Source organism: Candidatus Methanoperedens nitratireducens, from assembly GCF_000685155.1.
Taxonomy (GTDB): Archaea; Halobacteriota; Methanosarcinia; order Methanosarcinales; family Methanoperedenaceae; genus Methanoperedens; species Methanoperedens nitratireducens.
Genome location: NZ_JMIY01000007.1, coordinates 134244 through 156747 on the forward strand (window position 1 = coordinate 134244; position 22504 = coordinate 156747).

A 22504-nucleotide genomic window follows, 5' to 3' on the forward strand; every position below is an offset into this window, starting at 1 on the left:
ACCTTAGTTTGTCTCCTTTTTAATCTATTATTCTTATTTTGAAAACATATAAATATATTTACCACTAATGAAAGAAAAATGAGAAAATATTTCGGTAAATTTAAAACAGTAGCAGAGAAGTATCGGCAGGTGCTTATAGTAGCCGCCGGGATTGTGTTTAATCCCATTGGGTACATAAAGAATAGAAAAAAGGAAAAGGGCCAACAATTGATTGTGAGTAAAAGACCGCAGATAGAGGATGAGAGACAGCGCTTTATAGCAATATCCAGCGGTAAAGGTGGAGTGGGCAAGACCACAATAGCAGCTAACCTCGGAGCAGCACTCGCAGAACTGGGCAATAAAGTTACCCTCATCGATATGGATTTAGTCATGCCGAATCTTGAGATAATCACAGGTTTGAGAAATCCACATACTGGTTTGATAGACATGATTGAGGGAAGACTTGAGTTTGAGCACGTAGTTTATACAGGACCAATGGGCACTAAGGTGATCCCACCGGGAATAATGCTGGATGGATACAGCGAAAAGAACGTAGAAAAGATAAAGAGACTCCTGAAAGATTTTCCTCTTAAAAGCGATTACATTATCCTTGACATGCCCCCTGGAAGAGAAGCAGTTGAGGTGCTCACAGATAAGATAGAAGCTCTGATCGTGGTGAACCCGAATAAAGCCGCTGTGCTTGATGCGCTCAACATGAAGGTACTGCTTGAGAAAAAAGGGGTGAAGATACTGGGAACTGTGATCAATAGAGCAAATAGAGAAGATGAAGAATGGATAGACGAGACAGAAAGAGTGCTTGAGACATCTGTAGTAGCTGTTATACCTGAGAGCAGGATAGTGAAAGAATCCCTGGATAACGAGGAATGTTTTGTGGCTACAGCTGCACAGAGCGACCCCTCAAAGGAGATAATGGATCTGGCAATAGAGTTAGCAGGAGCAAAGAAAATTTAATCATGGGTTCAAGGATAACATGTCATGTGTTCTCTCACCGAAAACCAGAGACAGTGGCGAACATGTCTCTGGTTAAGATCAGTCCAATCAGTCCAGATACCCAAGTGCCCTTAATCGCTCCTTTACCTTCTGTTCATCTTCTTCAGATAACACTTCTTCAGGCTCTTCTCCATCCTCTTCCTTAAGAACTTCCTCTAATACAAATATTATATACTCATCCGCTGATTTAAACTCAGTTTCATCAATGCGTTCCTCTATTTTCCTGATTATCTCTTTTGGAATTTTTATTTCTCCAAATTCTTTGCTCATTAATTCACCTCTGGAATTTCTTTGATCATATCTGCAAAATCAGTTATCTTCGGGTTGCCCAGATCCTTAAGATCAGTACTCCAGAACCCGTAATTCGAATGATCCCCGAAGATACCGACTCGCTCCATACCGTGATCCGATAGTACAATTAAAGTATGGTTGATAGTGCCCGCAATCTCATCTAAATCCCTGTAGATCAGTTTCATCATTGATCCGTTGCCGAAATTCAGGTGCCCGATGACATCGGCCACACTGAAATATCCGAGCACAAAATCATAATCTCCCTGCAGGGCGGTACTGAATTCCTGCTTTATTCTTCTGTGATGAAGAAATGCAAGGTTATTATACTCTGTCCTTATGTTCTTTTTTTCTTCTTCGCTCTGTGCATCAAAATAATACTTAAGCATTCTCCGTTCCTGTTCATGCTGCTCTTTGATGTAGCTAAATCCGGGCAGGTCAATTATTTTTGGGTTTTTAAAAGATCTAAAGAACGTATCCTCCATATCCAGCTCAGTGTTCCACATCTCTTTATCGCCCCTGGCTACTATCTCTTTCTCCATGTTCTTCCCTGTCATGAAAGAGCTCCAGAGCACCATTGTCTTCGGCTCTGAAAATTCTTTGATATTGGTTTTTCCGTAGAATCTCTGCTTTAGATTTTTGCAGTTGAATTCTTCCACCAGTGTATATTCCAGGGCATCGATAGCAAGAACAACGATCATTGTTCCGGCTCCGTGATAATTCCGCCAGCACAGGTATCTTCTCTTCCAAGCACGAACCTGCCCAGTTCTTCAATTTTATTAAAATTCTCCACCACAACTGGTTTATCAGTTCTGATAACTATATTTGCCACTTCTCTATTTTTGATCTCAGTTGCATCTTCTGCAATCAGCTCAAGGGTAGAGGAGTTGATAACCCGGTTGATCTTCTCGACCTCACAGGATACTTCCTGAGTTGAACACCTGAACATCAGCCTTTCGCCTATCTTAAATGGAGTTCTGTCCATCCAGAAAACGTTAGCCATTATCCTGTCTGTAACCGCAGGCATATCTCCATTATGTATAACAACATTACCCCTGTCGATGAATAGTTTATCCTCTGTAGTAATACCTATACTCTTTCCTGCTTCAGCTTCCGTAACATTCTTTAAATATTCCTCTATGCTCTTTACTCGCGTCTCCTCTCCAGAGGGGAGTATCTTAATTTTGTCCCCTTTTTTTATTACTCCGCTCTCAACCCTTCCAACTATGATGCGTTTATCAAAATTATAAATGTCCTGGACAACAAAACGCAGAGGTTTATAATTTGCGCTTTCTTTAGTTTTGAATATATCCAGTGCCTCAAGTAAGGTAGGGCCATCATACCAGTTCATTTTTGATATCTTGTTTGCTATGAAATCTCCTTTTTTGGCTGAAATGGGTATCACATACGAGGGTTTTATACTAATGTCCAATAAAAATTTCAGGATATCTTTTTTCACGCTCTCAAATCTTTTCTGGTCATAATTGATTAAATCCATCTTGTTAACAACCACAATTACCTGGGATAATCCCAGCATTCCAAGAATATATGCATGCCTCTTTGTCTGCTCCCTAACACCTTCTTCCACGTCAACAATGAGCACGGCAGCTTCTGCCTGTGATGCTCCACTTATCATGTTTTTTACAAACTCTACATGGCCCGGGGCATCAATTATTACATAGTTTCTTTTTTCAGTGTTGAAAAAAGTTTGAGCCGTGTCTATAGTGATCCCCTGATCACGCTCTTCCTCCAGATGATCCATGACGTAGCCAAACTCTATCTCCCTGCCCAGACTCTCGCATATTTGTTTGATCTCCTCTATTTTTCCTTCCGGCAGTGAGCCCGTATCATATAACAGTCTTCCGATCAAAGTGCTCTTGCCATGGTCGACATGTCCAACAATTACAAATTTTAGGTTTTCGTTATTCATCTCTAAATCCTCCCTATTGCACCAGTATCATTGCTATAAGAATTGTTTCTACAGGCATTTCCATTTCAATCGTCTACATATAGCCCAGTGCTCTCAATTTCTGCATCATGTATGCCCTTTCTTTATCCTGTGCACGCCCGCTGCGTTCAGATACCTTGGTGGTTTTGAGTTCCTCCACCATCTTATCTACAGTATCAGCATTCGAATCTACAGGAGCGCAGCAGGGCTCACAGCCTATGCTGCGATATCTCTTTCCATCCCTTGCAAAATAAAGACTGACTATGGGGATATTCTCCCTGTGTATGTACATCCAGATATCCAGTTCTGTCCAGTGCAGCAGGGGATGCACCCGGATATGCTGCTCTCCCTGTTGTTTATTCTTGAACTGGTCCCATAACTCGGGGGGCTGGTCTTTATAGTCCCACTGGAATTGTTTGTTCCTGGGTGAGAATACACGTTCTTTTGCACGTATGCCGTGTTCATCCCTGCGAATACCTAACAGCAATGCCTTATATCTATATTTATCGATCGTCTGTTTCAGGGCATCTGTTTTCAGTTGACCGCAGCATGACAGTTTATCCTGTTGATCAGGTCCCATGCCTGAGCTCAGTGATTGATCGTTTTTACCTACAACAAGTTTTATGCCCCATTTTTTTGCCCATTCATCCCTGAATTCATATATCTCATTGAATTTGTAGCTAGTGTCTATGTGCAGTGCAGGGAATGGGACTTTACCGTAGAATGCTTTTCTTACAAGCCACATCAGCGTTGTAGAGTCCTTCCCTATGCTCCAGAGGATGGCTATGTCTTTGAATTGTTTGTACGCCTCTCGTATAATGTATATACTTTGATTTTCTAATTTATCTAAATGGTCCATTTTTATTCTCCTTATAAATAGCCGAGTCTTTTGAGCCTCTCTCTGATGATTTGAACTTCCTGCTCCGTGAGTTTGTCATCTTCTTTGATCTTGCCAGTAGATGCAAGTGTTCGCATCACAAAAACAATGAATTCGGTGGTACTTGAAAAACCTGTTCCTTCAATCATTTGTTGCAGTTTTTCATACAATTCCCTGGGTATTTTGATAGTGACTTTGTCCGGCATAATACTACAATTGTACTACGATTGGAGTGTATATAAATTTATCTATTTATATGAAACCATCTAATAATTAGACTGTAGTATTTTACCAGTAGTCTTAGAAAAGTGGTGAAGTCAGAAAGGGGAAAAACCAACAATAACCGGGTACGATTACCGCGTATATACCGGCTCAGGTGAGACTAAAAAGAAAAATTAAAAATTGAGGGACCTTATGCGGTCCACTCAACATCTACATTTGCGCGTATCCAGTAGCCTTTGCCGGGTACTATATTCTTCAAGCTGTTCACAGAGGAGGGTACGGCCGGGTCAGGATCATACAGCTCCCACGATGCGGTGGCTGCATTGTATCCCCAGACTATGGTTATGTTGCTTGCTACAGACGACATCACCGAGGCTGCCGAGGTCACTGCCGGTGTACCGTTAAGAGCAACCAGGTTCCAGCCTGCCTTGAGCTGTACTGTTGATGCAACTTCCTTCTGGCCCAGCGTGGTGATTGCTTCGCCTGCAAGTCTTTCTGCATCGTCCAGTAGTTCATTAACTTTTGTTGGATTATGCGCACCCCAGCTTTCGTCTGAATACACCAGCCTGAGATTCCAGTATGCCTGAGCGATCTTATCACGGCTCAGGTTCTTCTCACCAGTATAGGCATTAACTGTCGTCAGTGCACTTTGAACCGTTGTGTTGGTGGCATTCCACTTATCATGGGTTTTGGCCTGAACATTCTCGATTGTTTTGCTGATATTGCCAAGTGCGGTTCCGGTTACATGGCAGCTTGAGCACTCTGTGTTACTCTGCAGTAAAGTAGCGTTCACTTTGAAGGAATGGCCTTTATTCGAGTCGTTTGTTGCCATGTGGCAATCAATGCACGAAAAATTCATCAATATGCTTGACTGCTTCCACGAGCTAACGAACACATCCTTTGCCGGGAAACCATGCGGCGATATTGGGGTAGTAGCAGTGGCACTTGCCCACCCGGGTTCTGATCTGCCCTCTCTTTTGTTCGTGTGACAATTGCCGCATAGCTCTGTTGTGTCTGCCACGTAGTCGTAGCCAGCATAGTAGTAGGGTGCACCAGATCTCATCCCTGTGTACGCAGCGGCATTGTAGGAGGCATAGGGTACCCCATAAGTCTTGAGCCAGTTGCCCATATTGTGGATGTCGTGGCAAGCCGCACAGGTAACGCCCTTGAATTCATCAACCGGTACCTGAGCACTTTTATCTGCAGGGTCAAAGTTGGACGGCGAATGACATTCGCTGCAAGAGCTGGGTCTTGCCTTAGTATTAAAATTCCCAATTTCTTTGTCATTGTGTAAGCTTGACGCCCAGCCATCGTAGATGGGCACAAGACTCTTTGCGCCTGAATGACACTGTCCACCTCTTCCGCAGGTTAACTCAGGGAAGTTTTTCACAGGACCCTTCTCGAATTCCATGCCGTCATCAGGAACAAAGGTATGGCTGCGGATATCCCATTCATTAGAGCTCTTGCTGCTGTAAGGCATGTGGCAGTCCACGCACCCTGCAGGCCGTCTGCCAAAGCCAGGATATTTCAATTCGGCATGCGAGTTGCCTGAACCAGTTCTGCGGATAAATCCTGAGCCATATTTTTCATCGTATATGTTGTTATTACCATGCCTTGTGTGACACGTCAGGCAGAGGGTCTCTGTGACAGTCCGGTTGGCTGGTGCGTCGAGAGAATCCCATGTCAGAACGCCTTTCTCAGCGCTCGCTGTAGTATTGACGAACTTTACCATGTTAAATGGCGCTACACCTGAGCTGAGAGTATTGACCTTGGTAATGTTAAGCATATCAGAGAATAGATTTACGTTGTATGCACCTGGTGCGTCATAAGCTGCATACCTGTCATCGCTCACATCATGAGGATCGTGGCATACTGCACATGAGATGCCATTTGCTTCTTCAAGAGGTACGGTTATACTATTCAGCTTTTTCGTTATATACTCAAATGGCGAGTGGCAGTACTGGCAGGTATCCCTTCCATAAGGGTTTGACTGTGGCGTATTATTATGCGGGCTGTTTACAAAGTCATTGTACTGCTCGTGATGCTTGCGTTCAGGATTTATGTCTGTGATGTCATACGGTGTTCCTGCTGCGGTTGTTCCCGAGCGACTGTGACATTTACCGCACACTTCAGCCGAATCGTCACGGGTAACCTGGTGTCCATTGCCTGCAGCACCGTGGCAAGCCTCGCAGCCAACACCTGTCTCGGTCCAGTTGCCGATTATTCCTGGCTTTCCCGCTATGCTGCCGTATAGATCATACCCAGTGGTATGGCATTCTCCGCAGTCATATGGTTTATCTTTTCCAGCTTCATAATTATCCCATGTATTTTTAAGCACATTGTACTGGTTGCTCCCATTTACTGTACCAGCTTTATCCTTGGTTATTATGTAACCTGTTGAATTAACATACCTTATTTTCCACTTGCCGCCAATGACGTAGGATATGTCATCCCAGGTGTAATCAAGGCTGCTGCCATAGCTATCATTGGGTAACGGATATCCCGCATCTTGAGCCTTTGATGCAGGGACAAGTTTCACCCTGTGTGTTCCATTATACCATGTATCGTATTTTTCCTTGTGGCAGTTCTCGCATGTTGTGGATGTCAGGTAAGTCGGTGTGCCTTCGAGCAGATTGAAGTTGGCTTCAATAGCATTGGTATGACAGTTCGCACATGCCGGCGGTGCAAGCCTTGTTGAAGCAAGTGTGGTATCATTGTATCTATGGCTTGCATTGTAACTCTGACCCATGGAAGTTAACGAAAAATCCGATGGCAGGGTAATCCGCGTATGGCATTCTGTGCAGCTTGCCACGGATTCGGGCAATTCAATGCCATCGAAAAGATGTGTTGTGTTGAAGTTTATCCCTGCTGGCTTCAAACCAAGATTTGATTTATGGCAGTAAGAACAATCGGGTAGTGGCGACACTGCATAAAATGCAGGTGTAGCCTGAGTACTTCCTGCCAGCATCAGCAGTACTATTATTATTCCAAATCCTATCATAATTCCTTTTTTCATTTTTATCCTCCTATCTTTATCATGATCTAATTACGACTAAATGCTCAGGGGCATAATGCCCATGTCCTGTTTACTTCCCTCCCTTATTTTTCCGCATTACCAGGAAGTACACTGAAGCCGCAAAAATCACAATCATGGTTATCCATGCAGGAATCGCCGGTGCTTTAACAGGCGGGGTTGTTGCAGCGGTCGATGTTGTTGTTGGAGTTGCTATGGGTGCCCCTGTTACTGTTGTTCCTGGTGTAGCTGTAGTCGCTGCATCTTCTTTCACTCCACTTATTGCAAAGGAAGAGAATGTTTCTGTCCTTGCTTCATAGTATGTATGGTTTGCATCTTTTGATTTCTCAGTAGTCTCAAGCTGTATCCATCTACTGCCATCCCACCTGAATAGCTTCACATCTTTATTTGCAAGACCTTTAGATGTAATCCAGGAATTCTCAACCTTAAATCTGACGAAGCCCTCTTTAATTTTCTTTGTGTTTGTCCATATATTAAAATAATAATATATTACACCAGGTGCCGGCTCGTTTACAAGGCTGGAGATTCCTTTAAGACGTTCGACCCTTATTGACACGTCGTTTTCATTCTCTTTGCCAGTAACAACTATTTCATATATGCCTTTCTCCATCAGGGTAAAATTATATGTTACTGGCTTATCTGCTATGAGGCTGTTATCTCTTGTCTCTGTCTTCTCTATGTTTGTGAAGTTTTCACCAGAGGTTACTCCTCCACCGCCACTTCCTGAAGAGCCACCTCCTGAAGAGCTGCCTCCTGAAGATGCGGCTGGTACAGACAGATCAAGCCTGTTATTTGTTCCTTTTTCATCTATTTTCCTTGAGGTCGCTGTTCTGCCGTTCGTCCTTATGGTTATGGTCTCACCTTCAACAACGCCTTCATCCTGTGTTGTATCAGGATTGTCCCAGGGCACTGTCACCTGATAAAGGCCGTCCTGATTACTCGTTGCGCTTGCTATTCCCGTACCTGCGGCATCATGCACTGTTATCGAGATACCTGATTTCAGGACTCCATTCTCAGTTACATAGCCCCAGTAGGATGTCGGAAGAGGCGGTTGCTCTTGTGCTGCGCTAGCTGTCCCTGCAGCAATCCCTAAGAGCAACAGTACCAGCAAAACATACTTTATAACCTCTGGTAAACTATCGCTATCCAATTCTTTTTTCATAATTCTTCTATCTCCTATCCGATTCTATATCAGATCTTATCCTAATCATGAGTATCATTGAAGTAAAATCATATAAACATTTCGAAACTTGAAGATAATTTCAATTAGTTTAGGAGAGTGAAGTTTGACAGGGTTAGTGCCATGAGACCAAAAGGTACGTAAAAACTAAAGCACACATAAAATATTAGCGATCTCACAATCCTGAAAGAGGTAAATACTCCTTCACCAGATGCCGCACAGCCTCAGATAGCGTGCCAAACTTTCCTGTAAAAAAATGATCTGCCCCCTCAATTCTTGTAAACTTCTTTGGTTCAGGGAGCGATGCATAGAGTCTTTCTATCTTTTCGATTGGTATGAGCGTATCAAGTGTTCCATGTATGAATAGCCTGGGCTTCTGGCAATCCATGAGAAAGCTCATATCCGCAAAATCAGCAGGCATCCCTATTCCAATCAGCATCCCAACACGCAGATCCTCGCATCCAGCCCTCATGCCGGCCCATGCTCCGAAGGAGTGCCCTGCTATGATGATCCTTTTATACTTCTCTGCCATGTAGTTTATGGCTGCCCTTACATCATCCAGCTCGCCAATGCCTTTGTCGTATCTTCCACTGCTTCTGCCTACCCCCCGGAAGTTGAAGCGCAGGGTGGGTATGCCAAGATCAAGAAAAGCCTGGGAGGCTGTGAACACGACCTTGCTGTGCATCGAGCCGCCATAGAGAGGATGGGGATGGCAGATAACCGCTGCAGCAGTGTGTTCTGGTTCCTGGACCGGAAGCTCAAGAAGTGCCTCAAGCTCTCCTGCAGTAGAAGATAGTAGAACCTCTGTGGTCCTGTGAGATAGCTCTGCCATTTTAATTATTTCAGATCTATTCTCTTCTCACAGTATGGGCTTCCTCCGGACATTGATCTTGTGATGCTATATCTTAATCCCGGATTTACACCCTCGCACAGTCCCTGCATAAAGCTATTCCCGAAGCTCTCGCACAGCTTTAGAGGATCTACTCCTGCCGTTTTCCATTCATGAAAGAAAGGACAGCCTTTAGTACGCACGATAAAGCTGTTATTCGTATTCTCTATTATGCTATGCACGACTGACAATTCCTGAAGAAGATTGATATAAATTGCCCCGGCAGCACTTGCGTCCTTTCCCTTAAGTCCCTGTGCTTTAATCTGCGCTGCAGCATACTTTATCCCCAATTCATACTGCGCCTTTGATATAGCTTCCAGTGCTTCTTCTCCTTCCTTTTCCCAGGTATCTGCCGCATAAGCCGCATATCTCACTGCAGGTCTCTCGCCTGATCTTATTTTTGGTTTCCCGATCTCGATCATCTGTATCTCCTCTATGAATCATGATTTTTCATGCTAATAGGTAGTTATCAATTCATGAGTTAATTACTTAAATCTAACTGTTTTTGCGCTGGCGCTAACAGAGCCCATCCAATAATTAGACAGGATTAACAGGATTGACAGGATTCAAATTAAAATCTATCCTGCCAATCCGGTAGTGCCTTAAATTTCGCAACCTATATAAAAAATCGCCACGGAGGCACGGAGACACAGAGAAATATTTCAAAAAGCTCTCTGTGCCTCCGCGTCTGGTATGAAAAAGTTCAACTATATCGCATCTAAGATTCCGATGTGGTTGAGCTAATATAAACACCGAACTGGTACGAACTCAAACGAACTCATCAGCCCGAGTTCGTTTAAGTTCGTTTTGAGTTCGTTGTTAATCGTCTTTTTCATTGTTATCTATGAACCAAGTTCATAGCCGACTCTGTGGCTCATTTACATACCCTGTAGTATTAGATGTTGGAATCATTGGATGAGTTCGCGCTGACAGAAACAGTTAAACATGATTAATACTGTATAAATCTTACAATATTTTTTAAACACCCAGGATTCTTCCAATCCTATCGCCAGCTTTATATACCATGATAATGATAGAATCTGACTGATTCATAATAATAATTATGAATTGGTCTGAAGGTGGATCAAAATGAATGAGGCTGGAAAAAACGAGGTGCATGGCTATCCGCAAGTCTATGTTTGCACTTTCTGCAGACAGGAATTTGCATCAATAGGTTCGGTGTTTAGTCATATGAGCGAAATGCATGACTCTATTCTAAAAGCACATAAATAGATTCCTGAAAACTGAAACTAAAATTTAAATCTTTAAATTTTTTTATTTATGCATATACCGGCGTAATTTTGTTAAAAAGCTGTTTATAAACGATATTAACCCAAAATAAGCCATAATAGGTCTTAGAAACTCAGGATAAACTCTATAAACTATAGCTACATTTATATTAATAATGTCCCTGTAGGCCTATTGGGTGGGCATCTGAAGTGCCGTCCCCCTGCTTCCACCTATGACGGCACTTCGGATTCTTTGGTACTATATAATTCAGCATTATCTATCTGGATTCTTGCCATTTCCACTGCACATCTTGTATAATTCTTCCGGTTTATCCTTCCTTCGGTCAACCAGCCTATGATGCCCTCCTCATATCCGATATCGGGCTTATCCGAGATAGGCACAAATGCCTGTGAGATCGTTATTCCCTCATCCACTACCCTCTTAGTGCACTCAGGAGGATACTCAAAGGCAGGCCCAAGACCCATGTATGTTCTTTTGCCGTCATATATGGCGCAGCAGCAAAAGTTCATGTACCCGCTATGTGTTTTCGGGACAGGGGCTATACCATCCTCAATACCTACCGAGTATTTGCAGTCCTCAAATACTGCTTTCGCCCTGAATACCGCACCCTCGATAATCTCATCAAGGCCCAAAGGCTGCTCTCTGACACCTGAGATGCAGGCAATGCCAATAACCTGATAGGATGGAAAGACCTCCTGCACGGCATTTATCTTATTTCTATTTAAAGAGGCAACATAGATAGAATCAGGACTCATAGTGCAGGTTGATTGTTCTTTTTCTTGAAGAATCTACTGAAATACTTCCATCCTGTCTTGCAAAGATGCACCCTCCCCTGTGGGTCCTCTCTTACCCAGTCCATCAGGTAGAAGAACTGAGCTTTATACTCATCCACAGTCTCATGAACAATCAGAGGTGGATTAGGAACACCCAGCCTGCAGAGGTATTCTATAAAGAGCTTCTCTCCTCTGTGCTGAGCAAGTCCGCCGATCTTGGTTACAGTGAACCTGTATCCCTCATCTTTTAGCCACTCTACAGTTTTATCATGGATACAGCCTGAGCATATCTCTATATCCTCATATTTTTTGATTTTTAATCTTGTGAATCCCTGCTCTACTATGTCCTTTGCTGAAGTAAGATAGGTCTTCTTTTTAAAAGTATCTGTGCTGAAATGCTCGATTGGAATTACATCGTAATGCAACTCTCCTGTCTCTTCACGCAGTACTATGATCCCTACTCCTCCAACAGGTGTGCCCCATCCTTGATCGTCTATCTTTACAGTCATTGTTTTATTTTGATTGTGCGTCTTTATATTTAAGTTTTTGTATTTAATTCATTCTACCTTATTTCAGGGCTCTCTCAAGAAGATCACCTATGAAAACCCCTATGATGAACTCTATAGTTATAATCACGATGGCTATTATAAATCTTACTGCGCCAAGTCCTGCCAGCAATCCTCCAGCCATCCCTCCTATCAGCCCTGCAATCAATCCCCCTAGTATAAACCCTATTATCGTAATGACGAGCCCGATAATTAATCCTATAATCAGTCCTTTTTTCAGTATATTCAGGTAATTTTCAGTTCCCTTCCTGGAAAAGCCATATATTATTCCTATCAAAATGATAATTATATTAAGAAAATTTACCATATCTCAGCCACCTTATATTCAAGAGTACTTTAGAATTGTTGATTTAAATATATATAATCTTTGGATTTATGAAGATTACTTTCAGCCTGCTCTCAAAAGGTTTAAAACGTTATAATGCTTAGAAGAATGCGATAACTGTGCATCAAATATGGTAAATGATAAAATATGCACTGGAGAGAATAGAAATGGCTGAAAGAAAAGGATTAGAGGATTTACCGGGCGTTGGTCCCGCGACGGCAGAGAAGCTAAAAGAAGCAGGTTATGGTTCGATTGAGGCCATAGCAGTATCATCATCGTCTGAACTTGCCGGTGTTGCAGATATCGGCGAATCCACTGCTCAAAAGATCATTAATGCGGCACGTCAGGCTGCGGATGTAGGGGGCTTTGAGACAGGGGATTTAGTGCTTGAGCGCAGGAAACTTGTTGGCAAGATCAGCTTTGGATCCAGGGCTCTGGATGACCTGATGGATGGCGGCATTGAGACCCAGGCAATATCCGAGTTCTATGGAGAGTTCGGCTCAGGAAAGACGCAGGTAGGGCATCAGATGGCAGTAAATGTGCAACTGCCAAAGGAAGAGGGTGGCCTTGGAGGTTCAGTGGTGATCATAGATACAGAAAATACCTTCAGACCTGAGAGGATCACCCAGATGGTTATGGGGCTTGCCTCAATGAAAGGGGTTGAGTATGACCCCGGAGAATTCTTGAAAAACATTCATGTGGCAAAAGCTTACAATTCAAATCACCAGATACTGCTGGTAGATACGGCTTCTGAACTTGCGAACAAATTAAAAGATACAGATAAACCTGTGCGACTCTTGATAGTAGATTCACTTACAGCGCATTTCAGGGCAGAGTATGTAGGACGGGGCACGCTGGCGGACAGGCAGCAGAAACTCAACAAGCATATGCATGACCTGATGAAGTTCTCAAACCTGTATAATGCAGCTATCCTTGTAACCAATCAGGTGATGTCAAAGCCTGATGCCTTCTTCGGAGACCCGACAAAACCCATCGGCGGCCATATCGTGGGACATACTGCCACGTTCAGGTTGTACCTGCGCAAATCCAAGGGTGAGAAGAGGATCGCAAGACTTGTGGATTCCCCTAACCTGCCAGAGGGAGAGGCTATATTCTCAGTTACCATGGAAGGAATTAAGGATTGAAGGCTCTTGTAGTTGATGTTGACGGAACTATTACGCTTGGGGACAGGAGCCTTGATTGCAGGGCAGTCAGGGCGCTTCGGTCCCTCAGTGTACCTGTTGTGATCGCCACAGGAAACGTCCTCTGTTCTGCAAGGACTATCTCAAAACTTGTAGGGACAGGCGGCATCGTGATAGCAGAGAATGGAGGGGTCGTGGAATGCAATAAAGTCGAGCATAACACTGCTTACATGAAAGAATGTGAGGACGCCTTCAATTTCCTGAATGAGCATTCTGGTTTTGATCTTGAGAAACTTGATCCTGAGAACAGAAGAACTGAGATCTGTCTGCGCCGGAATTTTGATGTGGAAAAAGCAATGCAGCTTCTGCGAGAACATCCTGGAGTTGAGATCGTTGATACCGGCTTTGCAGTCCATATCAAAAGTAAAATGATTAACAAAGGCACGGGACTTAAACGAATAGCAGAACTGATGGGGCTTGATGCGCAGGATTTTGTTGCCATAGGGGATTCGCACAATGATGTAGAGATGCTGGAAGTATCGGGTTTTGGTGTGGCTGTTGGAAATGCGCACCATGAATTAAAGGGGATTGCGGATATGGTTACAAAGGGTGAGCACGGCGCAGGGGTGGCGGAAGCTATAAAATATATCAAAGAAAAAATGATGCTAAGATAAATATGGAAACAATTAAAAAAGAAGAAGTATTATTTTATATTACAAAAGAGACTATACAGTATGAGGCAATGCAGAAAATTGGTAGATATTTAACAGATGAAGAATTAGACGTTGCAAAAAAAGGACTTGAATGGGGTCTGATGACTGATATAGATACGGTTTATAATGCTATACTTTTTGAAATGATAAAAGAGAATAAAAATTATGATAAAGATTAATACCAAATTATTATTAGGTGATTGCAAAGAAATTTTAAAAACGCTTGATAGTAATTCAATTGACTTGATCATTACTTCACCACCTTACGCTGATCGTAGAAAACATACCTATGGTGGCATTAAACCAGAAAAATATGTGGAGTGGTTTTTGCCGATTAGTGAAGAACTTTTGAGGGTTCTGAGAGCTGATGGTACTTTTATTCTAAATATTAAAGAAAAAGCTGAGAATGGCGAGAGACACACCTACGTTTTGGAGCTGATCTTAGCTTTACGAAAGCAAGGTTGGCTTTGGACTGAAGAATTTATCTGGCACAAAAAAAATTGTTATCCTGGTAAATGGCCTAATCGTTTTCGTGATGCTTGGGAAAGACTTTTGCAATTTAATAAAACTAAAAAATTCAAAATGTATCAAGAAGAAGTTATGGTGCCTATTGGCGATTGGGCAAAAGATAGATTAAAACATTTAAATGAAGTAGATAAAATTAGAGATAATGCAAAAAATGGTAGTGGTTTTGGTAAAAATGTTTCAAATTGGTTAAATAGAGAGAAAGCTTATCCTACCAATGTTTTACATTTAGCAACAGAATGTAACAATAAAAATCATAGTGCAGTTTTTCCAGAAGATTTGCCCAAATGGTTCATTAAATTATTCACAAAAGAAGGTGATACCGTTTTAGATCCATTCATGGGTTCAGGAACAACTATTGTAGTCGCACAAAGAATGAAACGGAATTCTATTGGAATAGATATTTTGCCAGAATATATTGAGATCGTTAAAAATAAAACAAGTCCTGTTCAATATTATTTAGTTGAAGAAAAAGGAATCTATGAAACAAATAAATATAAAGGATGTACAAAAATATGTTGAGGACAACATAGGGACTTTTCACGTAAAAAGGTTACAAAATCTTGAAAAACTTAAATTAAGACAGATATTACAAAGAAAAAACCCCTATCTTTTTAAAGCTAAAAATATTTTAACTGCTCAGGATTTAGTAAAGAATCTCCTCGATGCCCACCTATCTTCACAAGAAGAAACAATCTTTGGAGATTTTTTAGAGGGTTTAGCAATATTCATTTGTGGTAAAGTATTTGATGGTAAAAAATCGGCTGCTGAAGGCGTCGATTTAGAATTTGAGAGAGATAATATTAAATATATTGTATCAATTAAATCTGGACCCAATTGGGGGAATAACAGCCAAATTAATAAAATGAAAGATAATTTCAAAAAAGCTAAGCGGATTTTAGGAACAAATATTTCTCAAACAAATATAGTTGCAGTAAATGGATGTTGTTATGGTCGAGATAACCAATTTGATAAAGGAGATTATATTAAATATTGTGGTCAAAAATTTTGGGAATTTATTTCAGGGAATTCAGATTTATATGCTCAAATCATAGAACCACTTGGGCACAAAGCTAAAGAAAAGAATGAGGAATTTTTAAAAGCCTATTCTAAATTGATTAATCAATTTACATTTGAATTTGGAAGAGAATTTTGCATGGACGGAGAAATAAATTGGGATGCTTTAGTGAAATTCAACTCGTCGATAGAAGGTACAACAAGAAACAATCGATAATATATCTAAATAGATATATAAATGCCACATGGCATTTTCTCATACACGAAACTGATAGTTCAAACCTATCATAAGTTATCTCCCTCGCCAAATACCCCTTGCCGCCTCGCGCGCCGAATTTGCCCTCTCTGACATGAATCTGTATCTCAGTTTAAAACACGATGAAAATTCTGGATAGGCTCCTGGGTTTCGAAACTTATATATCGGGAGAGAATTATTAGGATAAAGTCCTTTTTGGGCTGGTAGCTTAGTCAGGCAGAGCGTCGGACTCTTAATCCGACGGCCGTGGGTTCGAATCCCTCCCAGCCCGCTTTTATTGATATCGATTTTTCAAATTACTATTCAAAGAAAACAAATATGAGTATCGATACTCTTGAGAGACTGTTAAGACTAAAAGACCTCACCGATAGAACAATAGAAACCTATCTCAGTTGCTATAACACCTTTGCTAAGTTCGCAGGAAAAAGAGAGATAACAAAGCACCTTATAGAAGATTACCTGCTTCAGGCCAGAAACAGGCACAATAACTTAGCAATGTTAAAGGTGTTATACCCTGATCTTATCAGGGATATCAAATTTCCAAAAGTAAAAGTTACCTCCGTAGTACCATGTAAAGTAAAGAAAAAAAATAAATGGCATGATGCACATAATATATTTGCAGGTGGGATGCGGTGATGACTTACGGATTTATCTTGCGTTTCCGAACTCAGAACAAATTGAGTTCTGTTTACGAACAGCTACAGAAGAAAAAATTAAATCTTCTCAAGCTGAGAAAATTTTTCAATCCAGCTAACGTTCAGTATCCTTTTATTCTCGTTATTGAATGCAGAGAGCAAGATATGGCAGGACTCTTGGAAAATTATTTCTTATGTTTTTATTCGGGTGATGTTGATATTTATCTCTTACATGGGAGTGAATCTGAAATCGATAAAATGAAGCCAATTTAGTGCTTGCAATGGAATTCAACTAAATCAGGACATTTTGAGCTTTTCCTGATACTTTCCATCTCCATTGCCATCTATAACATTCTCTAAGGCTTTAACATACTCTCGTACATACGGGAGCGTCAAATTAATATAGTATGTGTAATCTATCAAATGCTACAGGACAGGACGCAAGGGTGTTGAAACGATGAGATGGGATGAGGGGAACTATTGCCTGTTTTAAGAGGAAAAATGGTGAAAGATAAGGTCAAGGTTAACGAGCAACTCATAAAAGAACTGCGTCAGAGGACTTCAAAGTTAAAGACGAAAAAGAAGTGTACAAATTAGAAAAAAGAGATGATTAAGATGGAAGGAGTTCTAAGAGAGTCGGGAATCGATATTATAGGCAGTGTACCGTGGGGTACTCACTTTTGTCAATTTTATAAGACAAAGGAAGATTTAATTGATACTCTTGTGCCTTATTTCAAAGCAGGGTTAAAGAATAATGAGTTCTGCATGTGGGTTACATCAGATCCTCTCAGTGAAGAAGAAGCCAAAGAAGCGATGAGAGAAGCGATGCCCAATTTTGATGAATATGTAAGAAAAGGACAGATAGAAATTATTCCATATACCGACTGGTACCTCAAAGAAGGTACTTTCAACCATGAAAGAGTTCTCAACGGCTGGCTTGAAAAGCTGAATCAAGCCATGGAGAGAGGCTATACTGGTTTGAGGTTAACAGGTAATACCTTTTGGCTGGAAGATTATCTTTGGAAGGATTTTACTGATTATGAGTTAGAAGTGAACAATGTCATTGGCAAGTATAAGATGCTGGCTATTTGCACATATTCCCTTGATAAATGTGGAGCAAACGAGGTCATGGATGTAGTGAACACGCATCAATTTGCTCTCATCAAGCGAGAAGGTGCATGGAGAATTATAGAAAGTTCCGAACTTAAGGAAGCAAAACAGGCATTACGGGTTGAAATCGAAGAGCGAAAGCGGGCGGAGGAGGCGCTGCGGGAAAGCGAGCAGCGCTACGCCACCACCCTTGCCAGCATCGGCGATGCGGTCATTGCCACAGATGTTGAAGGGCGGATTACTTTCATGAACGCCGTGGCGGAAGAGCTAACCGGCTGGACTCTCTCTGAGGCTTTGACAAAACCTGTGACTGAGGTGTTCAATATCATTAACGAGTACACCCGCGCTGAAGTTGAAGGCCCTGTCACCAGGGTGCTCCAGGAAGGGGGAATTATCGGTCTTGCCAACCACACGATCCTGGTCAGAAAGGACGGAACTGAAGCCCCGATCGACGACAGCGGTGCACCGATAAGAGATGGGGGTGGCAAGACTATTGGCGTGGTGCTAGTCTTCCGTGACATAATTGAGCGCAAGCATGCTGAGGAGGCGTTGCGCATAGCATACGATGAGTTAGAAATACGTGTTCAGGAGCGAACATCAGAACTGGAAGAAGCCAACGTAGAATTGGAGATTGAAATTGCAGAGCGTAAGCGGGCTGAAGAGGCATTGCTGGAGAGCGAAACAAAGTATAGGGAACTTGCTGAAAGTATCGGCGAAGTTTTTTATGCGTTGGACAGGAATTTAAGATATACCTATTGGAATAATGCATCTTTTGCTCTAACAGGAATTTCAGCAAAAGATGCTATCGGGAAATCCTTATTCGAGCTTTTCCCTGAACTAAAAGGGTCAAGAGCAGAGAAGCTGTACACGGAGGTATTAAAAACACAACAACCCCAGAGTTTCGTGCATAAATATCGGGTTGGGGACAAAAACCTCTTTTTTGAAATTAATGCCTATCCCTCTAAATTTGGTCTTTCCGTTATCGCTAAAGATATCACCGAGCGCAAGCGGGCTGAGAAGCAAATATATGATCAAGCGTCGCTTCTCGACAAAGCACAAGATGCCATTGGGGTCCGTGATCTAGAACACCGTCTCATCTACTGGAATAAAGGCGCACAGCGTCTGTATGGCTGGACAGCAGATGAAGTCATAGGTAAGAATGCCGATGGACTCGTATATAAAAAAGAATCACCTTTACTTATTCAAGCCAAAAAGAGTGTAATTGAGAGAGGAGAGTGGACAGGCGAACTACATCAAATAACGAAAGATAAAAAAGAAATCATTGTCGAAAGCCGCTGGTCTTTGATTCGTAACGGTGAAGGAAAACCGAAGTCAATACTTATAATTAACACTGACATCACCGAGAAGAAAAAACTTGAGGCACAGTTATTACGTGCCCAGAGGATGGAAAGCATAGGCACGCTCGCAGGCGGTATAGCGCATGACCTCAACAATCTGATGACGCCAATGATGCTATCCCTGCAAATGTTAAAGCAAAAATTCACGGACGAGCAGAGCCAGAAATTGCTTTCTATCCTTGAGCGGAACTCCCAGCGTGGAGCTAATTTAATAAAGCAGGTTCTGTCGTTTGCACGAGGTATTGAAGGAGAACGCAACCCTCTCCAGGTAGGACAGATAATATCTGACATTGAGAAGATAGCAAAAGAGACATTTCCCAGGAACATTGAAATCAGAACCGATATAAAGAAAGACCTCTTTACCATCTCAGGAGATGCCACACAATTACATCAGGTTATAATGAACCTGTGCGTGAATTCCAGAGATGCTATGCCGGATGGCGGTATATTGAGCATCACAGCTTCGAATTTTTTGATTGATGAAGATTTTGCACGGATGCTTCCTGATGCTAATGTAGGTCAGTACGTTGTTATTTGGGTATCGGATACTGGAACAGGTATTTCTCCTGAAATACTGGATAGAATCTTTGAACCGTTTTTTACCACAAAAGAACATGGCAAAGGCACAGGGCTCGGTCTCTCAACATCTCATGCGATTGTTAAAAGCTACGGTGGATTTATAAATGTTTATAGTGAAGTTGGAGAAGGGACAACATTTAAGGTATATTTGCCTGCGATTAAAACCGAACTGCAAGAAGTGCAAGAGCAGAAGCTTGAATTGCCAATAGGACAACAAGAATTGATTCTTGTTGTTGATGACGAAGCCACAATTCGAGAGGTTACCTGTTCAACATTGGAAGCCTGTGGATACAGAGTGATTACAGCTAATGATGGTGCAGATGCAGTAGCTCTTTACTCACAAAACATAGAAGAGACCAGGGTTGTTCTTATGGATATGGCAATGCCTAATATGGATGGGCTGGCGAGCATTCGAATACTGCGTAAAATCAACCCTAAAGTAAAGATTATAGCTGCAAGTGGGCTCGCAGAGAAGGAGAAGCTTGCTAAAGTTGTAGATATTAATGCAAACGCTTTTTTACCAAAGCCTTACACTGCTGAGAAGTTGCTCAAGACCATACATGAGGTTCTGAGCACTAATGTAAATATTTATGCAACACAGCATCAAAATCCTGAAGTTTAAATATGTCCCGTTGATCTTACTTGTTCCCTACTTCGAACCATTCCTTAAAACTGTTCTTCTTTAGCTCGTCTATAGTGGCTATTTTAACCACCAAATCTTTATTAGGCTTCTTCTTTCGATGGCAAAACACTTGAGTGAGCATGACAACGCAAAGGGAGCAAACGGGCTGAACGTGGCTATAATAATGGATAGCTGCAGGGCCTATATTACTCAATTAGCAAGAAGAGGATAAAACCACTCCCACCCCCTCTGTAACCACTTCCCAACCTGCCGATCTGTCAGGTACTGTACAACCTATGTGTACGATACATATGTACAATCTACATAAATAAATATTTATCCATGTAAATAATAATCGTAAGCATCATCATTATGATGGAGTTTTGAGTACACAATCAATTGGGTGGAGTTTGAAATGCTTAGTCAAACAATTGGGATAAAAAGTTTAGCTGAAAAATTCTTCATCCGAAACGATTTTTGTTAACAGGTTCCCGCTTGTAAGGTTAACAAACATAACGGTTGTCTCATTTCTTACAACTCCAGAACTATTTATTGAAATTTTTCCAACTTTAAGCTCTCTCCCATTCAGACTGATACCAGCGGGCGTGAGATGTAAAGTATCACCTCTCACAAATTTGTCATTACTCTGGTTTAGCTTCTCATAAATTGCACTTGCATCACCTTGCTCGATGATTATTGTAATATTACTCAAAGTTATATCGCCGCCGCCTGTATGGCTCAGTTTAACCAGATCTTTTTCTACTTCCGCAGTTATACCTGGCTGAAACATCGCCAGAGTAGAGCTTTGCATTGCATCAGACCTTTGGATAACATCCTCACTTATAAAACCTAAAACAACAACCGTCAGCCACATTATTGCTATTAAAGATATATAAAAATCTAATCTCTTCATAATATGAAGGTGTAGATTACCTGCTTAAAATAAATGTACCTATTTATCCCTTCGAAATGTTTAAGTGATACAAAGACGACTTTATTTTTAGAGCTGGGAGATATATGTTTTACATAAAGGAGCAAAGAAATATAATCGGGATGCTCTTTCCTGACGCAGATAAGTACAATCAGATGCTTGAATCTATTGGGAATTTTGCTGAGAAAGAAATCCTGCCAGATGCAAAAAAGGTAGATCATGAAGGGATATTCCCTGATTTTAAAGAGTTGGTAAAGCATGGGGTTATGGCTATTCCTTTTCCAGAGGAGTACAACGGCTCAGGACTTCCTTATCCTGTATATATTGCTGCTCTGGAGATGCTGGCTAAAGCCTGTGCAAATACTGCCCTGCAGGTATCTGTTCAGGGAATGGTCTGCGAAGGCATAAGGCTGTTTGGGAATGAGCGGCAGAGAAAGGAGTTCCTTAAAGAGAGAGGTTTAGTTGGGGGTAGAGGTCTTGCAGCCTATGCGCTCACAGAGCCCTGCTGCGGCTCTGATGCGAGATCAATAAAGACAAATGCCAGGCTCTCAGGAGATACCTATATTCTAAACGGCTATAAGATATTAATAACAAATCCAGGAGAGGCTGATATCATCCTGGTGTTTGCCAACACTGATAAAGGTCTCTCCTCGTTCATTGTGGAGAGGGGAACACCAGGATTTGAGATAACCAGGAACATGCCTAAACTCGGGCTCAGAGGGCTTGGGTTATCAGGGATACGTATCAAGGACTGCAGGATTGCAAGAGAGAATCTTCTTGGAGAGGATGGAGAAGGGTTTGAATATGCAAAGCAGATGCTGAATATCGGAAGGATGACGCTTGCAGCGTTAGCTGTCGGGATAGCGCAGGCAGCATATGAGAAATCCCTCATGTACAGCAAAGAGAGAAAGGCATTCGGGAATAACATCTCAAGCTTTCAGCTTATACAGGAGAAGCTGGCTAATATGGCAACAGAGATAAATGCTGCAAGACTGCTTACCTATTACACAGCCCATCTAAAAGATAAAGGAAAAGACATAGCATCCGAAGCCGCCCAGGCTAAACTCTTCGCTTCAGAGATGGCTCTGAGAGTATGCGACGATGCCATACAGATCTACGGAGGATACGGGTACATCGATGAGCGCGACATTCACAGGCACTGGCGCGATGCAAGGTTTCTCACTATCGGTGAAGGGACATCTGAGATATTAAGGGGTCTGATAGCCCATATCTCATTAAGGCAGACTTGAAATGCCCTTCCCTGTTGCTTATC

At 41.9% G+C, this 22504-nt stretch carries 22 protein-coding genes and 1 tRNA gene; 10 read left to right on the plus strand and 13 right to left on the minus strand.

The annotated features are described in order from the left end of the window. The first annotated feature begins 78 nt into the window (after positions 1-78). Positions 79-951 (plus strand): P-loop NTPase, encoded by an 873-nt coding sequence (locus ANME2D_RS12615; protein ID WP_052368916.1) that lies wholly within the window; start codon positions 79-81, stop codon positions 949-951. An 87-nt stretch (positions 952-1038) separates the two neighbouring features. Here the strand turns inward: ANME2D_RS12615 and ANME2D_RS12620 are convergent, their stop codons facing one another. The 12 genes from ANME2D_RS12620 to ANME2D_RS12675 all read right to left on the minus strand — a co-directional run bounded on the left by ANME2D_RS12620 (position 1039) and on the right by ANME2D_RS12675 (position 12325). Continuing rightward, complete coding sequence (locus ANME2D_RS12620; RefSeq protein WP_048092365.1) at positions 1039-1260, minus strand: hypothetical protein; 222 nt, start codon at positions 1258-1260, stop codon at positions 1039-1041. Continuing rightward, on the minus strand, positions 1260-1979 hold the full coding sequence (locus tag ANME2D_RS12625) for an alkaline phosphatase family protein (RefSeq protein WP_048092367.1): 720 nt from the start codon (positions 1977-1979) through the stop codon (positions 1260-1262). The genes ANME2D_RS12620 and ANME2D_RS12625 overlap by 1 nt, the downstream gene beginning before the upstream one ends. Further along, entirely contained in the window at positions 1976-3208 is a 1233-nt protein-coding gene (locus ANME2D_RS12630) for a sulfate adenylyltransferase subunit 1 (protein ID WP_052368917.1), read from the minus strand. Before ANME2D_RS12630 ends, ANME2D_RS12625 begins: the two co-directional genes overlap by 4 nt. Positions 3209-3281: 73 nt before the next feature. Next, positions 3282-4085, minus strand: a complete 804-nt coding sequence (gene cysD, locus ANME2D_RS12635; protein ID WP_048092369.1) for a sulfate adenylyltransferase subunit CysD — start codon at positions 4083-4085, stop codon at positions 3282-3284. A gap of 11 nt (positions 4086-4096) precedes the next feature. After that, positions 4097-4309, minus strand: coding sequence for a ribbon-helix-helix protein, CopG family (locus ANME2D_RS12640; RefSeq protein WP_048092371.1), 213 nt, complete (start codon positions 4307-4309; stop codon positions 4097-4099). 206 nt (positions 4310-4515) lie between these two features. After that, positions 4516-7341, minus strand: coding sequence for an ammonia-forming cytochrome c nitrite reductase subunit c552 (locus ANME2D_RS12645; RefSeq protein WP_048092373.1), 2826 nt, complete (start codon positions 7339-7341; stop codon positions 4516-4518). A gap of 70 nt (positions 7342-7411) precedes the next feature. Further along, a complete protein-coding gene (locus ANME2D_RS12650) occupies positions 7412-8521 on the minus strand; it encodes a PGF-pre-PGF domain-containing protein (protein ID WP_048092375.1) in 1110 nt (369 codons plus the stop codon). A 193-nt stretch (positions 8522-8714) separates the two neighbouring features. Beyond that, positions 8715-9371 (minus strand): alpha/beta hydrolase, encoded by a 657-nt coding sequence (locus ANME2D_RS12655; RefSeq protein ID WP_048092377.1) that lies wholly within the window; start codon positions 9369-9371, stop codon positions 8715-8717. Between the two features lie 5 nt (positions 9372-9376). Beyond that, on the minus strand, positions 9377-9850 hold the full coding sequence (locus tag ANME2D_RS12660; protein ID WP_048092379.1) for an L-2-amino-thiazoline-4-carboxylic acid hydrolase: 474 nt from the start codon (positions 9848-9850) through the stop codon (positions 9377-9379). Positions 9851-10888: 1038 nt separating this feature from the next. Continuing rightward, positions 10889-11434, minus strand: a complete 546-nt coding sequence (locus ANME2D_RS12665; RefSeq protein ID WP_048092381.1) for a DUF84 family protein — start codon at positions 11432-11434, stop codon at positions 10889-10891. Next, complete coding sequence (locus ANME2D_RS12670; RefSeq protein WP_052368918.1) at positions 11431-11961, minus strand: hypothetical protein; 531 nt, start codon at positions 11959-11961, stop codon at positions 11431-11433. Before ANME2D_RS12670 ends, ANME2D_RS12665 begins: the two co-directional genes overlap by 4 nt. A 58-nt stretch (positions 11962-12019) precedes the next feature. Then, the gene (locus ANME2D_RS12675; RefSeq protein ID WP_048092383.1) at positions 12020-12325 is read right to left on the minus strand and encodes a hypothetical protein; all 306 of its coding nucleotides are present in this window, start codon (positions 12323-12325) and stop codon (positions 12020-12022) included. A gap of 185 nt (positions 12326-12510) precedes the next feature. Here ANME2D_RS12675 and radA point away from each other — a divergent pair, with 185 nt between their 5' ends. From radA to ANME2D_RS17060, 8 genes are all read left to right on the plus strand, one after another. After that, positions 12511-13488 carry a DNA repair and recombination protein RadA gene (gene radA, locus ANME2D_RS12680; protein ID WP_048093611.1) on the plus strand — a complete coding sequence of 326 codons (978 nt, stop codon included), beginning with the start codon at positions 12511-12513 and terminating at the stop codon, positions 13486-13488. Next, positions 13485-14159, plus strand: a complete 675-nt coding sequence (locus ANME2D_RS12685) for a phosphoglycolate phosphatase (protein ID WP_048092385.1) — start codon at positions 13485-13487, stop codon at positions 14157-14159. The genes radA and ANME2D_RS12685 overlap by 4 nt, the downstream gene beginning before the upstream one ends. A 2-nt stretch (positions 14160-14161) precedes the next feature. After that, positions 14162-14377, plus strand: a complete 216-nt coding sequence (locus tag ANME2D_RS12690) for a hypothetical protein (RefSeq protein WP_198527429.1) — start codon at positions 14162-14164, stop codon at positions 14375-14377. Continuing rightward, the gene (locus ANME2D_RS12695) at positions 14364-15245 is read left to right on the plus strand and encodes a DNA-methyltransferase (RefSeq protein WP_198527430.1); all 882 of its coding nucleotides are present in this window, start codon (positions 14364-14366) and stop codon (positions 15243-15245) included. Before ANME2D_RS12690 ends, ANME2D_RS12695 begins: the two co-directional genes overlap by 14 nt. Then, positions 15187-15957 (plus strand): PmeII family type II restriction endonuclease, encoded by a 771-nt coding sequence (locus ANME2D_RS12700; RefSeq protein ID WP_198527431.1) that lies wholly within the window; start codon positions 15187-15189, stop codon positions 15955-15957. The genes ANME2D_RS12695 and ANME2D_RS12700 overlap by 59 nt, the downstream gene beginning before the upstream one ends. 236 nt (positions 15958-16193) lie before the next feature. Then, positions 16194-16267, plus strand: a tRNA-Lys gene (locus ANME2D_RS12705). 47 nt (positions 16268-16314) lie between these two features. Beyond that, a complete protein-coding gene (locus ANME2D_RS17495) occupies positions 16315-16632 on the plus strand; it encodes a hypothetical protein (RefSeq protein ID WP_157834121.1) in 318 nt (105 codons plus the stop codon). 605 nt (positions 16633-17237) lie between these two features. Then, complete coding sequence (locus ANME2D_RS17060; RefSeq protein ID WP_081810279.1) at positions 17238-20300, plus strand: PAS domain S-box protein; 3063 nt, start codon at positions 17238-17240, stop codon at positions 20298-20300. Positions 20301-20745: 445 nt separating this feature from the next. Here the strand turns inward: ANME2D_RS17060 and ANME2D_RS12730 are convergent, their stop codons facing one another. Next, positions 20746-21213 (minus strand): hypothetical protein, encoded by a 468-nt coding sequence (locus tag ANME2D_RS12730; RefSeq protein ID WP_048092395.1) that lies wholly within the window; start codon positions 21211-21213, stop codon positions 20746-20748. Between the two features lie 104 nt (positions 21214-21317). Here ANME2D_RS12730 and ANME2D_RS12735 point away from each other — a divergent pair, with 104 nt between their 5' ends. Further along, entirely contained in the window at positions 21318-22481 is a 1164-nt protein-coding gene (locus tag ANME2D_RS12735) for an acyl-CoA dehydrogenase family protein (protein ID WP_052368920.1), read from the plus strand. The last annotated feature ends 23 nt before the right edge of the window (positions 22482-22504 follow it).